Raw genomic sequence first — 14912 nt, 5'->3', positions numbered from 1 at the left:
GGCGCGCACATGGCCGAGAAGGACCAGAAGCCGACCGCGAAGCGCCTGCGCGAGGCGCGCGAGAAAGGCGACGTGCCGAAGAGCGCCGAGACGATCTCGACGGCGTGTTTCGTCGGCACATGCGTCGCGCTCGCGGTCGGGCTCGGCGCGCTGTTCGGGCGCCTGCAGGGGCTGTTCCGGCTCGTGTTCGATGCGGTCGGCGCGGCCGATCCCGGCGCGCGGCTCGCGGCGCTCGTCGGCGGCGCCGCGCGCGACTGGATGACGCTGTCGGCGGAGATCGTCGGGGCGGGCCTCGCGCTCGGGCTGCTCGCGGGTTTCGTGCAGGTCGGCGGCGTGATGGCGTGGAGCCGCCTCGTGCCGCAGCTGTCGCGGCTCAACCCGGCCGAAGGGCTGAAGAACATGGCGTCGCTGCGCAACGTCGTCAATCTCGTGAAGATGCTGCTGAAGACGGTGCTGCTCGTCGCGACGCTCGGCTGGCTGATCGTCGAGTCGCTCGATCCGGCCGTGCAATCCGGCTTTACGCGGCCGATGTCGATCCTCGCACTGATCATGAAGCTGCTGATGCTGCTGTTCGGCTGGGCGGCGCTCGTCTATATCGTGATGGCGATCATCGACATCGTTCACCAGCATCACGAGTTCAACAAGAAGATGAAGATGTCGATCGACGAGGTGCGGCGCGAGCACAAGGAAGACGAGGGCGATCCGCACATCCAGGCGAAGCGGCGGCAGCTCGCGCGCGAACTGCAGTATGCGTCGCTGCAGGACCGGATCGATTTCGCATCGGTGGTCGTTTATTCGTCGCGCGTCGCGGTCGCGCTGTACTACGGCGGGATGGGCTCGCTGCCGTGGGTGCTCGCGCGCGGCGAGGGCGAGGCGGCCGAGCGGATCGTCCGGCTCGCGCGCGACGCGCTGCGCCCGACGCTCGCGAACGTCGGGCTTGCACAGGCGCTGTACGACTCGACGCCGGAAAACGGCACGATCCAGCCGCGGCATTTCCGCGAAGTGGCGGCGCTGCTGAAGTGGGCGACGGGCGCGAATTGAGCGGCCGAAATTTCGGAATTCGAATCGGTTGCCGTTTTTATGTTCATTGCCGTTGCGGTTTCGCCATCCGTATCGTTTACGGTTTCGTTACAGGATCTGCCCGGCGCGCCATCCGATGTGGCCCTTTCTCCATTTCCGCATGCGACGCTTGACGCCGATTTTTTTCGATGGCTGCCAACGGCCACCCAGATTTATTGATGAATAATTTCTCCGTAACATGGCCCGACCATCTCGCCCGACGGCGTGCCGCGACGTGGCGCCGAGCGAGACGGGTTCGATCAATACACGGGCAAGAACATGTGCGGAATCGACGGCTTTCTGAATAGCGTCGCCATCGATGAGGAGACAGCGCGCGGCACGCTCGCGCGCATGACGGCAAGCCTCGCGCATCGCGGGCCGGACGGGCAGGGGATCTGGGTCGACCCGGAAGCCGGCATCGCGCTCGGCCACCGGCGGCTCGCGATCGTCGACCTGTCGGTACACGGCCGACAGCCGATGGCGTCCGCGTGCGGTCGCTATGTCATGGTCTTCAACGGCGAAATCTACAACCACCGGGCGCTGCGCGAGGAGCTGGAGCGCACCGGCCGCGCACCGGCGTGGCGCGGCCACTCCGACAGCGAGGTGCTGATCGCGGCGATCGTCGCGTGGGGTGTCGACGCGACGCTGCGGCGCGCGACCGGCATGTTTGCGTTCGCGCTGTGGAACCGGGCGTCGCGGGTGCTGACGCTCGCGCGCGACCGGATCGGCGAAAAACCGCTCTACTACGGCCGGATCGGCGACACGCTCGTGTTCGCGTCCGAACTGAAGGCACTGCGCGGCTATCCGGGCTTCGACGGCGCGATCGATCGCGACGCGCTGTGCCTGTACCTGCGCCAGTCGAGCGTGCCCGCGCCGCATACGATCTATCGCGGCATCCACAAGCTGCCGCCCGGCACGTATATCCAGTTCGAGCATGCGCGCGACACGCCGCGCCAGCGTGCGTACTGGACGCTCGAACAGGCGATCGAGGACGGTCGCGCGCAGCCGTTCGAGGGCAGTGCCGACGACGCGGTGGGCCAGCTCGACGCGGTCCTGCGCCAGGCCGTCGCGCGGCAGATGGAAGCCGACGTCCCGCTCGGGGCGTTCCTGTCCGGCGGCATCGATTCGTCGACGATCGTCGCGCTGATGCAGGCGCAATCGTCGACACCGGTCGATACGTTCACGATCGGCTTCCACGAGGCCGGCTACGACGAGGCCGGTTATGCGAAGGCCGTCGCGCGCCATCTCGGCACGCGCCATACCGAGCTTTACGTCACGGCCGACCATGCACTCGGCGTCGTGCCGAAGCTGCCGTCGATCTACGACGAACCGTTTTCCGATGCATCGCAGATCCCGACCTTTCTCGTGTCGGAGCTGACGCGCCGGCATGTGAAGGTGAGCCTGTCCGGCGACGGCGGCGACGAGCTGTTCGGCGGCTATACGCGCTACTTCCTGACGCCGCGCCTGTGGCGCAAGCTGCATCGCGTACCGGGCGCCGTGCGCGCGCGGATCGCCGCCGCGCTGCATGCGTTGCGGCCCGATCACGCGGACCAGCTGGCGGCCGTCGCGCAGGGGGCGTGGGGCGGCGTGGAGGCGCGCGAATCGGCGGCGCGCATCGGCGATCGCCTGCACAAGCTCGGCCACGTGATGACCGCCGAGAGCCGCATCGGGCTGTACCGGCTGCTGATGTCGTCGGTGCATCATCCCGAGCGCCTCGCGCTGTCGGGGCAGGAGCCGGCCACGCCGCTCGACACCGTATCCGCGTGGCCCGCGCACCTGAGCTTCGCCGAGCAGGCGATGGCGATCGATACGCTCACGTACCTGCCGACCGACATCCTCGCGAAAGTCGATCGCGCGGCGATGGCGGTGAGCCTCGAAACGCGCATGCCGTTCCTCGATCATCACGTCGTCGAATTCGCGTGGCGCGTGCCGGCGCACGTGCGCTTGCCGGAAGGGCAGTCGAAGGCGCTGCTGCGCCGGCTGCTCGACCGGTACGTGCCGTCCGCGCTGATCGACCGGCCGAAGCAGGGTTTCTGCGCGCCCGTCGATCACTGGCTGCGCGGCGCGCTGCGCGACTGGGCGCAGACGCTGCTGCATCCCGCGCGGTTGCGCGAGGAAGGTTTTTTCGATGCGGACGCGGTCGAACGCCTGTGGCGGCAGCACGTGACCGGCCGGATGAACTGGCAGCACCAGTTGTGGACGGTGCTGATGTTCCAGGCGTGGCTGGAGGCGCAACGCGCGGCGTGACGGCATCGTCGCGCTCGCCGCCCGTGATGCGCGGCGGGCCGACACTCATCCGATCACCAGCGGTGTGCCGATCGGCAAATGCGCGGGATCGCGCGCGGCCGACGGATTGAGCTGCAGGATCTCGTTCAACGCACGCGCATCCTGTTCGCCGCGCGTCATCGCCTGCTGGTCGGCGCGCGATACGTGCGCGGCGTCGAGCAGCGACTGGCGATGCTGGTCCGCGATCACCCACAGCGAATCGCCGTCGACGACGATGTAGGGCTGCGGCGTGTTCGACGGTGACGGCGGGTTCGACGGCGTGCCTTGCGACGGCTGCGGCTGCGACGACGGGGCGCTCGCCGAAGGCGACGGCGACGCATTCGACGATGCGCTTGGCGAGGCACTCGACGATGCGCCCGGCGCGACGTTCGACTGCGACGATCCGCCGCCGGAAAGCCAGTTGAAGGCCCCGCCGATCACGGGCGCCATGCCGATGACGAACTTGTAGCCGTATGCGGCGACCGGAATCATGATCACCGCGGTCGGGATCTTCTTGACGAAAGGCGTCGCATTCGGGAAGTGCGTATTGAGCCGGCCGGCGAGCAGCAGCGAGGTCATGGTGCCGGTCGCGATCGCGAGATCGTATTCGCCCTGTCGCCATTGGGACACGGCGGAGAGTCCGCCGAGCGCGACCGACGTGAAGTCGCCCGTCGAATCGAGCAGGCGCACGACGCGACTGCGTTTGTCCGCGTTCACGCGTCGCGACACCATCAGGAGCGACGTACCGGCGTAGGCGGTGCCGATCACGCCGCTGGCGATGGCCGTCCAGCCCAGCGTGACGTCGAACCCGGTGAGCGGGTGCGTCGGATAGAAGGTCTTGAGGACGCCGGTCGCGATCGTCGCCACCGACGCGACGGTCATGCCCGCGCGCGCCGTGATGCCCAGCCCGCTGCGCGGATTGCCGGCATGCAGTTGCTGCAGCGACGTGCCGCCGACGAACCCCTGCATTTGCGTGAGCACGTCGTCGGCGAGCGCGGTGATGTTCGTCTTCGCGTCGTCGAAGCTCATCGTCCCCTGCTGGTATTGCTCGACGTATTGAGTGGCCTTCGCTTGCGCGTGACGCACCGCGGCGTCGAGCTGGCGAAGCCGATGTTCGCCGTAGTCGTGCGTCGTCGAGTTGAACTGACGGGCGAGCGTGGTGCCGAGGTGCGTGATGGCCGCCACCGCAGCCTTCGGATCGCCCGACTGCAGGCTGCGGATCGCGCCCTGATGCATCACCTGGAACACGCGTCCGAGACGCGACGCGAGCAGAAACGACGACGATGCATTACCCAGTGCGGTCGTATCCAGCAGATGCCTCCAGGCGCCCAGGCCGATCAGGCTGGATGCGCCCAAGACGATCCCGCCCGCGATCTTCGTCTTCCGCAGGTCGGCCGGATCTTTCGACAACCGGTGCACGCGCAGCGCGTTGAGCCGTGCGCTGGCCTCGTCCATCGTGGCGCTCGGCGTATCAGGCTGCGCGATGGCCTTGCGTGCGGCGCCGATCGGTAGCGACGCGTCATACTGCAGCGCTTTCTGGCCGGTGACGTTCTTCCAGTACGCGCGGCTGTCGGCCGCCGATACCGGTGCGAGCGACGGTCGCTCGGGAACGCTGTCGCGATAGCGGTCGAGCCATTTCTTGCCGGCCTCGTGGGCCCGCTTGGCGAGCCGGTTGTGGGGCGCCTTGCCGTTCCATCGCGTTTGCGACGTCTCGTTCGTCGCCCGGCGCGCCAGGTTCAGCAGCGTCGACGTGTTGCCTTCGTACAGCGCGTCGCGTAACTCCACGATCTCGGCGTCGGACATCTGGTGCGCCTTTTTCGCGATGCGCTCGATTTCCGAGAACAGGAATCGTTGCTGGTTCGCGAAATCCTGCGCCCCGACCGGTTCGAACACGCGCGTCAGCGCATCGCCGCCGTGCAGTCTCGCGAATTTTTCAGGGGCGTTTTTACTGTAGTCGGCGATCTTCGCCGCCAGCGCGCGCGTCAGATCCGCATTCGCGATGAAATCGTCGCCGTGCGTGCCCCACGACAGGCCGACATGCACCCAGTCGAGCTGCTTGCGGCTCAGGATCGCGTCGAGCAACGCGACGTGGCCTTCGCCCGGCACCGGCTCGAGCACGGCGTCCGAACCGTGGAAGGTCAGCAGCACGAGCGGCGCGGGTTTGCCGCCGTTCTGCTCCGCCCACACTTCGAGCGCCTCGCCGATGCGCCGGATTTCCGCGTAGCCGTTGTTCGTGCCGGCCATCGCATGGCCGTCTTCCAGCGATACGCGCGGCCGTGACGGTGCCGCTTCGATGCGCAGCAGGAAGCCGTATTCGGAGGCCGCCGTGAGCCACTTGTGCAAGTGGGCGAGATCGTCGAGTTCGAGCGTGTGCTGCGTACCGTCGGCGTCCGTGCGTGTGAGCGTCGCCGTCTCGTCGTCGTAGCGCGCACCGGACGGATCGCCGAAGCGTTTGGCGCGCTGGATGAACCCCGGATCCTGCAGGGCGCCCATCGCGGCGGCGAGCGAATACGGATCGACCTGCAGCGCGACGGCCGGCAGCGCGCCGCCATACCGCTTGATGTAGCGCTTCATCTGCTCGGGATCGTCGCGCAGCGAGAACGAGCGCGACATCGGGACGAAGCGGTCGGCGAGACCGGCCAGCTTGGCGTGCGTGGCCAACTTCACGTATCGCCGGATCAGCTTTCTGTCCGTGCTGCGCGCCGCGCCGATCCATTGCGCGCCCCGCATGACCAGATTGCGCTCAGCCGGGGCCCGGGTGAAAGCGCCGTGCGGGTGCAGGCTCGATGCTTCACGCCACATGTGCAGCGTTCCGAAGATCTTCTTCGCCAGCACGGCATCGGCGAGGATGGCCTTCGGCGAGTCGGTGAACGTGAGGCCGTTGCCTTCCTTGCGCCCGACGTCGCGCTTGCCCCATTCGGTGAGGCGCTCGAGCGTCGACGCGAAATCGGCGATCTTCGCGTTGCCGTAGCGCGTGACCGATTCGACGATCGAGCCCGATACGTACGCGGGCTGGAACGGCCTGAGTGCGATCGGTTTCGGGGGCGGCGCAGCAGGCGCGGCGGCCGGCTGCGCTCGCTGGCTGCCGTGCGCGGCCTGCTTGCCTTTGCGACCTTTTCGGCCGGCCTTGCCGCGTTTGCCCGCATTCGTGCCTTTGCCGCTTTGGCTCGCAGCGGGCGGCGTTGCCGCCGCCGCCGGCTGCGCGGCTTGCAGAGCGGCCGCCTTGAGCGCGGCGGCGCGCGGCTCGAACATGTCGGGGGCGAGCCTGGAAAGCAGGAAATGCTGATTGCCGCCATACGGGCCGCGGCCGATCGTCGCCCGCTCCAGCGGCAGGCCGGGGTTGTCCGGGTCGCGGAACTGGCCGACGTCGTCGTACCAGCGCACCGTGCCGTTCTCCACCGCGATGAGGCCGGTCAGCGACCCGGTCAGCACATCGGTGACCGTGCCTTCGTGGTCGTATACGTACACGTAGTGCCCGTCGGGAATCTTGCCCATCTCGAGCGCGCGTTTCAGCGCGTCCGCGTGGTGCGCGTTGAAGTCGAGCGCGCTGTCCGCCGCCGTCGGGAGGAGGTCGGGCGGGGCCGCCTCGGCCGCCGCGCGGTTCTGGCGCCGCAGCGACGGATGCGTGCTCCCGAGCACGTGCTGCACGTACGCATCCGGCTTCGACAGCGGCGCCTTCGGCTTGCTGATCGGGCGGCGCATCTTGGCCGGCGCGAAGCCGCCGTAGCTTTCGACGACGTCGTGCGCAACCTTCGTGACGACGAACTGTACGCCGCGACGCCCGCCGGGCAACGCCCGGTTACGGCGCCGGAACGCGGCGGCGAGCTCGCGCGATTCGATCGTGGCATCGCCGAGCGACGTCGTTTCGACGTATGTCCATTTCCCGGCGCCATCGCGCGTCGCGTAGCCGAGCACCGTGCCGGTCTTGCGTTCGACCGCATAGACCGTCGTTCCGGCGCTGGGATCGTGTCGCGCCGCCGGTTTCGGCCGCAGGAAGCGCGGCGCGCCGTCGAGCTTGTTCACGTTTTCGACGACTTCCGCGTCGACGCCCGTGTCCGACGGCTCGACATCCCACGCGCGGCGTTCGCCGAAATACGCGTCGATGCGCGCGGCGCCGCCGAACTTGCGCAACTCGGCGAGCGCGACGGGCGACACGTAGTAGTCGTAATCCCCGCGGCTCGCGGCGCCTTTGTCCTTCAGTGCGAGAAACGCGTCCTGCAACAGGTGCGGATCGATATCGGCCGATGCCGCCGTCTTGTCGACGAACTTGCCCTGTGCGTTGGTCCGGAAGCTTGCGATGAATTCGGGCTGCGGATGGATCGCGTCGCGCCGGTCGGCGGGGCGGTCGGTGCGCAGCGCGATCAGCACATGCGCGTCGGTGCCGAACGCTGCCTTCATCGCGTCGATGCTGTCGAGCTGGTCGCCGTCGACGCGCAGCAGGTCGCGCTTGCCGTGCGACGCGAGCAGATCGAGCGCGCGCTGTTCGCGCTTGGCGGCCTTGCGGGCGGCGAGCCCGCGCGCCGGCCGATGCGCCGGGGAGGCCGGCCCGGCCATTTCGCGCGGCACGCCGCCGGCCTGCATGCGCGCGATCTGGCTCGCGTAGTAGTCGCGATAGGTCGCGTAGCCGGGCACCGACGGCTCGGCGTCGCCGAACGCATCCGCGAGCCGGCGCAGGCCGGCTTCGTCGTCGGGCATCACGCGGTCGGCTTCGCGCGCGATCGCGTCGGGCAGGAGGACATCCTGCGAGATGTCGATGCCCATGTCGTCGATGAGCTCGCGGCGCACCGCGAACGCGTTCGCCTGCGCACGCGCTTCGGCCATTAGCGCGCGGTCGACCAGCGTGTCGCCGGGCGCGCCGTCGAGCAGCAGGCGTCCGGCGATCGCGTCGACCGCATGCTGCGCTTCGTGCGCGAGCGCGTACACGAGCGTACCGGTGTGACGCATCCGGCCGTCGAGCACGATGCGCTGCTTGTCTGTATCGATCCGGCTGCCGCGCCCGGGCCGGCCGACCACGACCTTCCAGCCGGCGGCCTGCGCCTGTGCCAGTTGCCCGCTCAGCAGCGTCGAGCGATCGACGAGCGCGAGCGCTTTCTTCGACAGCGGTACGCCGCCGAACCGCATCCGGATCTGCGTGATGACAGACGGCTTCTGAACGAACGCGTCGGGCGGCAGCGTGTCGGCGATGACCGGGCGCGCGATGGCGATGTCGCCCTGTTCGAGGCCGTGCGAGAGCAGCCGTTCGAGTTCGGTGAGCTTGTCGAGCGTGTGCTGGTGTTCGATCGGGTCGCGCGAGACCGGGCCGGGATCGCTCAGCAGGAAGTCGCCGTTGCGCGTAAAGATGCCCTGAAGGTCGAACGCGAGGCGTTCGCGTTCGACGACCGCGCGAATCTTCCGGATGTGTTCCAGTGCGGCCCGCGTGACGACGCGCGGTAGCGTGCCGGTCGCGACCATCGTGTGCGTATGCAGGACGCCGAGCGGGCGGTACAGGACGCCGACGCGGCCGAGCACCGAGAACGGGCCGCTCATCGTGACCGTCTGCAATCCGTAAGAACGCAGATCGTCGAGCGCGAGCCGTTCGTCGACGGCCGCGCGCACGTGACCGGATTCCGGGTGTGCGTGGCGATCGTAGAGGCCGAGTGCGGCGTCGTCGCCGAGCGCGAATACGGTTTTTTCGCCGCCGGCGCCGAGCAGTTCGCCGGCTTCGTATGCGACGTCGACCCGCGCGTTGCGGTCGCCGTGCGCATAGACGCCGAGCGGGTCGGCGTTCAGCGGGCCGAGATCGTGCGGCGCGGCGGGCGCGGGATCGAAACGGTGGAACGTGCCGGTATCGAGCAGCGCGCCGTGCGCGCCGACCGCCTCCGCGGGTGCGGCATACACGGGCCGTTGCCACAGGTTCGCGAGCCGCGCCGCATGCGCGGCGCCGTCGTGCTTCGCGGCGAGCACGATCGCATAGCCCTCCTGCACCACGAACGGCGGCGCCATCTCGAGCAGGTATTCGTGCGCGCCGACCGGCTGGCCGTCGACGAGCAGGGTGCCGTCCGCGCGCGTGTAGGCGTGCAGCACGACCACGCGGCGCCCGGGGTCGATCGTGAAATGACGCGTGCGCGCGGCGGCCAGCTCGGCGGCATCGGGGCGCTCGCCGGCGCGGTACGGCGACGCGATCTCGGCATGCGCGCGACTCCAGGCGACGCGCGCGTCGAAGCGGGCGACGCCGCGCGGCGCGGCGCCGGTTTCGTCCATCCGCGGCGCGGGCATCCGGCGCGGCATGCCGCCGCGCCCCTTCTGGCGCGACCGCGCGTCGTTGTAGAACGCGCGATAGGTCGGGCCGTCCGCCCCCGACGTATGCACGCCGCCCAGCGTGCTCGCCAGCCGGTCGACCGTGCCTGCGTAGTCGTGCGACCGTCCGCGCCAGTTCGCGCCTTCGCGCGCGATTGCGTCCGGGTGAACGAGGTGCGCGGCAATGTCGGTGCCGCTTGCCAGCTTGATTTCGTAGCGGGCCTCGAACGCGCTGATCTGCGCGCGTGCCTCGGCCTCGAGTGCCTTGCGCGTGAAGCCGCCGCGCTGCCCGGAGTCGTGGTCCAGCACGCCGGCCATCGCCTCGACGGCCTTGCGCGACTCGCGCGCGAGCACGTACGTGATGCTGCCGGCATCACGGAGGCCGCCGTCGATCGTCACGCGGCGCTTGCGCGTATCGACGTGGCTGCCGCGGCCGCGTTTGCCGATCGTCACGCGCCAGCCGGCGTCCTGCAGCATGCGCAACTGCGTCGCGAGCGTGCCCGACTGCATCGCGAGCGCTTGTACGGCTTCCGGCAGCGGTGCGCCGCCCAGCCGCATCTGCATCCGCGTGATCCAGCCGGGATGCGGGGTGGCGTAATCGGGTGTCGCGGTGCCGGGCGTTTCCGCGGGCGCCGCGCGCGCCGGATCGTCGGTCGGCAGGGGCGTGCGTGCGTCACCGGCCTGCGTGCGGACGGTCTTGCCGCCGGCGGCTTCGGCGGGCGTCTCGTCGCGCGCAGAGACGGCGGCCGTACCGCGATCCGCCACGGGTTCGGCTGCTGCTTCGGCAATGGCGGGGTGGTCCGGTTTGACCACCACGAGCACGCGGTTCGGCGCGCTGAAGATGCCGTCGTGCGCGGTGACGGGTTCGGGCGTCGCGACCGCGCGCGGCATCGCCGGCTCGTTCGGGCCGCGCTTGCCGGCCAGCACGATCACCGTTTCGTCGGGCGCAGCGGGGCGCGACGACGCCGGCGATGCTTCGTCGGCCGCGGCGGCTCCGGAAGGGCCGTTTTCCATCGCCACCGCTTCCGGTTCCGGGTCGAAGCGCAGCACCCGCGCATCGGCGCGCAACTGGCCATCGGCGCCGAATGCGTCGGGCGCGGCCGCATAGACGGGTTTCTGCCAGCGGTTCGCCAGCTCGGGCGCAAGTGCCGCGTCGTGCTCGCCGGCGACGACGATCACGGGCTCCTCGAGATCCTGCGGACGCGGCGCACGCGCGCCCGGATCGTGTGCCGCACCGTTGCGCACGAGATAGACCGTGCGCTCGCCGACCTGCATCGGCTCGACGCTCGGCCCGCGCGGCACCGCGATGCCGGCCGGGTCGGAGGTCGCGGGCCGCGTGGCGGGCGCTTCGTTCGTCAGGTCGACGACCCGCACATTGACGCGCGGCGGCGTGCCGTCCGGCTTCGTGCGCGTGCCGGCGCCGGCCGCTTCGTCGATATCGGCGGCGCGTGCAGTGGCGCCGCGGGTGGCCGTCGTGCGGTCCGCGCCGAGGTCGTCGTGCTGCCGGTCGGCCTGCGCGCGCGCCTCGCTCGTGCGCTGCGTACCGTGGGCGTCGTGTGCCGCATTCGCGCTTTCGCCTTCGGCGGCGGCCTGCTGGATGCGGCGCGTCTCTCTCGCTGCGGTGTCGCGCAACTGGCGGTGCAGGTCCTTGCCCTGGTCGATGACCTCGTCCAGCCTGTCGAGCCGCGACTTCGCGACGATGTTCGACGTCGTGCCGATGGCGCCGTCCGGGCCGAACGTCATGCGCTCGCCGGTGTCCGTCACGCTGTCGATCCGCGTACCGTGGGTCCAGGCTTTCGGTGAAGCCGACACGACGGACAGCGTGCCGTCCTGGCCGAGCATCACCGACTTGCCGGGCGGCATCTGCTTGGCCGAGACCTTGTCGAGCACGCGGATCGGCTGGTCTTCGTAGGTCAGCACCTTGTCGCCGACCATCAGGATACCGTTGGGCGCGACCTTCACGGCCTCGCCGTCGAGCGTCGCGCGGGTGCGGCCGGCCGACAGCGACGCGGGGCCGTCCTTGTTCAGGATTTGCCCGATCGTCTGGTCGTCGACCTTGACGACGTTGCCATCCGTCGTGTGCGCGGCAATCGGCCGTCCGGTGCGGGTGCGGATGCCCGTGACCGCGCGTTGCTTCGCGACGCCCGCGCCCATCAGCGCGGTATTGATGAAGCCGGACTCGAACGCTTCGCCGGCCGCCTTCGTATTGCCTTGCAACAGGTCGACACCGGATTCGACGAACGCCTCGCCGGCGCCGGCGACACCGGTCACGAACGCCGTCCGTTCCGCTCCCTTGGCGATGACCGATGCGACCTTGGTCGTGACCGCGCGCTCGAACAGCTTCGTGCCTGCGAGTTTCGCGGCCCCGCCGGCCGCCATCGGCACGAGGTTGATGTAGTCGGCGCGGGCGCCGGCGTCGAACGGACTGATGCTCTGGTCGTGCTCGACGCGGTTGGCGAGATCGAGGCCCGCCTTCGTCATCGCGGAACCGATCGCCGTGTAGGTCATCCCCGCGCCGATGACGTTCAGCGGCACGCCGATCGCCGCGCCGACCACCGTGCCGTCGAGCGCAGTGCCGATCACCTCGAGCGCCATCCCGCCGAGCAGCATCCCCATGTTGACGCCGGTGCCCGTGAGGAAATTCAGCGCGGAGTCGAGCGGACTGTCGTGGTGCGCGGCCTTCGACACGAGCTGCTGCGAGCCGTCCTCGTTGTGGCCGGTCAGGATGTCGACGGTGCCGTCCGACGACAACTGGTTGCTGTCGAGATAGTCGTCGATGCTGTCGTAGTTGCCGGCCGATTCGTCGATGTAGTGCGTTTTGCCGTGCTGGTCCGTTACCTTGAACAGCGCGCTCGTCGTGGTCCCGGTTTCCTTCGCGGCATACACCATCGGCAGCACGCTGATCTGCGTGTTCTTGCCGCCGCCGACCGACAGCAGTTTGTCGCGCACGGTGTCGATCGCCGACAGCTTGTCCTTGTCGACGAAGCGCGCACTCGAATCGTCGGCGGCCGATACGGATGGCGACGATGCATCGGCCGGCACGTCCGGCTGTTGCCCGAGCGCGATGCCGATCAGGTTGCGCTGCTGGTTCTCGCTGAGCGAGCCGAACGCGATCGTGCCGCCGTTCTGCGTGCTCAGGCTTGCCGCGTCGAGCATCGAATTCGACATCTCGGTGCGATGCGCTTCGTAGAAGTCGTGCATCGCCTTCTTGTAGTCGTCCGCCGCGTCGGACTTCGCGTCGACATAGCGCAGCCGCTCGTCGAGGCCCGCGTCGAACTGATCGAGCAGGACCTGCTGGCGCGACGTGTCGCGCAGCAGCTGCAGTTGCGCAACGGCGTTCTCCGCCTTCGTGACGGCGGCCCGCGCGTCGTTCAGCTCGGATTGATACAGGTTCGGGCGATATGACGGCGCCGGCATCACGTCGCCGTCCGGCAACGTGCGCAGCCGCACCGGCGCCGGGTTGGCGGCGGCCCATTCGTCGTACTGCTTCTGCTTGGCGGCGAGCGCGCGCTTCGCCTGATCGACGCCGTCCTGCGCGTTCTTCAGTGCGACGTCGGCTGCACGCGCATTGACGTCGTCCGACAGCCGGTTGCTGGCCATTCGCAGCGCGCCGGCGACCACCTGCAGGCGCGTGGCATCGAGCTGCGTGGGGCCGCTCGGCGCAGCCGGCAGCGGCGTCGTCGATCGCGACGGGTCGAGCAGCGGCAGGATCGGCTGCGACGACGCGGGATGCTTGCCGGTCGGCTCAGGAGGCGGGAAGGCCGTGAACGGGCTCGTGCCCGGCGCGGCGCCGGCGGCGGCCGACGTCAATTGCGGCGGTTGCTGGAAAAACGGCTTCAGCAGCGGTTGCTGCGCCTTCACCTGCGCGCTGATCTTCGTCGCCTGATCGTCGTACTGTTGCGCGAGCGTCGCACCGTACGCGGCGACGAAACTGTCGTGCGCGATGCTTGCCTGCTGCTTCGCCTTGTCGAGCTTTGCGTACGCGTCGGCGAGATCGAGATCGACCTTCGCGTCGACGGGCGGCAGGTGCGGCGGCTGCGGGTTGTCCTTGTGCCACTTGTCGGACGCCTGCTGGGCGGCCGTGCAGTCGTTCTGTGCCTGGTCGACCTGTTGCTGCGCGGCGAGCATCTGCAGATAGCCGCCGCTCGTGTTCGCGGCCGTCTGCGCGCGCTTGAGCGCGGCGTTCGCGTCCGATACCGAGTTCGGCGCGACGATCACCGTTCCCTGCTTGCCAGCGACCACGTCGAATTTCTGCTGCGCCTGCGCGAGCGCGATGGCGTCGTTGGCCGCGGCGACCGCCGCGTTCGTGCTGTTCGCCGATTTCGCCGCGGCCGTGACGGCCTTTTGCGCGGCGTCCACCGATTCGGGGGCCTCCGGCAGGTTCACCTGCAGTTTCTGCTCCGCCAACGCGGTGTTCAGCTGGCCGATGCCTGCGTCGAGTGCCGCCTTGTAGTCGGGGGCGACGAGGTACGACTGGAGCTGCGTACGGGCGAGGTACGCGTTCGACAGATCCGCAAAGTATTTCGCGGTACCGGCGGCCGCGTGCGCGTCGGCGCTTCGCCAGTCGTCGTAAAGCTTCGATTGCTCAGGGGTCTTGCAGTCACCCGGCTTCGGTACCCACTTCGGGTCGTTCGCGTGGTCGGGAAACGTGGCCTGCAGCGTCTTGAGCTTGTCGTTGGCCGCGTTCTGCGCGTCGCCCGGGTTCGTCACGTTGCCGTCGTCGTCGATCTGGATGCCTGACGGCTTGTCCGCGTCGGCCTGTTCCTGGTACAGGATCGTGTAGCCGGCGTCGGTCGTCACGTTCAGTTCGCGCTGGGCGGAGTCGGCCGCCGTACGCGCTTTCGCATAATCGGCCTGCGCGGCCTTGCGGGCGTCGGGCGTCGATTCGGGATCGCGGTTGACCACGTGCAGCACGTTCTGCGCGCCCTGCAGCGCTGTCGATGCGTCGTCGTACTTCGTCTGCGCGTCCTGGATTGCCTGCCGTACTGCTTGCGTCGTCTTGTTCTCGACGGTGATGTCGGGCGGCGGCGCCGTGTATTGCGCGACCATGCGCCGCATCAGCGACGTCGCGTCGGCGATCTCCGCGTTGGTCGGCTTCGACGGATCGGTGAACACCGACGCGTTGACGGGAATCGGCGGGGCGATGACCGGGTTCGCGGGGCCGGCTGCCGGATCGTCCTGTTTCGGCGGTGGCGGCGGGGGCGGGGGCGCGACGACAGGATTCAGCGTTTCCGACAGGAAGCGCTGCCAGTTGACGCCCAGTCCCAATCCATCGATCAACAGCATGCTCGTCTCCGTTGAGCCGCGCGACG

3 protein-coding genes are annotated in these 14912 nt (G+C 69.2%); 2 read left to right on the top strand and 1 reads right to left on the bottom strand.

Annotation, left to right across the window (positions count from 1 at the left end; genetic code table 11):
- Nucleotides 1-9: 9 nt before the first annotated feature.
- Both WT26_RS30900 and asnB read left to right on the top strand, forming a co-directional pair.
- A complete protein-coding gene (locus WT26_RS30900) occupies nucleotides 10-1041 on the top strand; it encodes an EscU/YscU/HrcU family type III secretion system export apparatus switch protein (RefSeq protein WP_059869404.1) in 1032 nt (343 codons plus the stop codon).
- Nucleotides 1042-1338: 297 nt separating this feature from the next.
- Complete coding sequence (gene asnB, locus WT26_RS30895) at nucleotides 1339-3306, top strand: asparagine synthase (glutamine-hydrolyzing) (protein ID WP_069274718.1); 1968 nt, start codon at nucleotides 1339-1341, stop codon at nucleotides 3304-3306.
- A gap of 45 nt (nucleotides 3307-3351) precedes the next feature.
- Here asnB and WT26_RS30890 read toward each other — a convergent pair whose 3' ends face one another.
- Complete coding sequence (locus WT26_RS30890; protein WP_069271523.1) at nucleotides 3352-14886, bottom strand: LWXIA domain-containing protein; 11535 nt, start codon at nucleotides 14884-14886, stop codon at nucleotides 3352-3354.
- Nucleotides 14887-14912 lie beyond the last annotated feature (26 nt).

The sequence above is a fragment of the Burkholderia cepacia genome (assembly GCF_001718835.1).
Taxonomy (GTDB): Bacteria; Pseudomonadota; Gammaproteobacteria; order Burkholderiales; family Burkholderiaceae; genus Burkholderia; species Burkholderia cepacia_F.
Note: the sequence above shows the minus strand (reverse complement) of the source record. Positions and strands in the feature narration are given on the sequence as shown.

Excerpts from the sequence above, each read along its gene's own strand:
- WT26_RS30890 (WP_069271523.1), bottom strand. The coding sequence starts at position 14,886 with ATGCTGTTGATCGATGGATTGGGACTGGGCGTCAACTGGCAGCGCTTC.
- asnB (WP_069274718.1), top strand. The coding sequence starts at position 1,339 with ATGTGCGGAATCGACGGCTTTCTGAATAGCGTCGCCATCGATGAGGAG.
- WT26_RS30900 (WP_059869404.1), top strand. The coding sequence starts at position 10 with ATGGCCGAGAAGGACCAGAAGCCGACCGCGAAGCGCCTGCGCGAGGCG.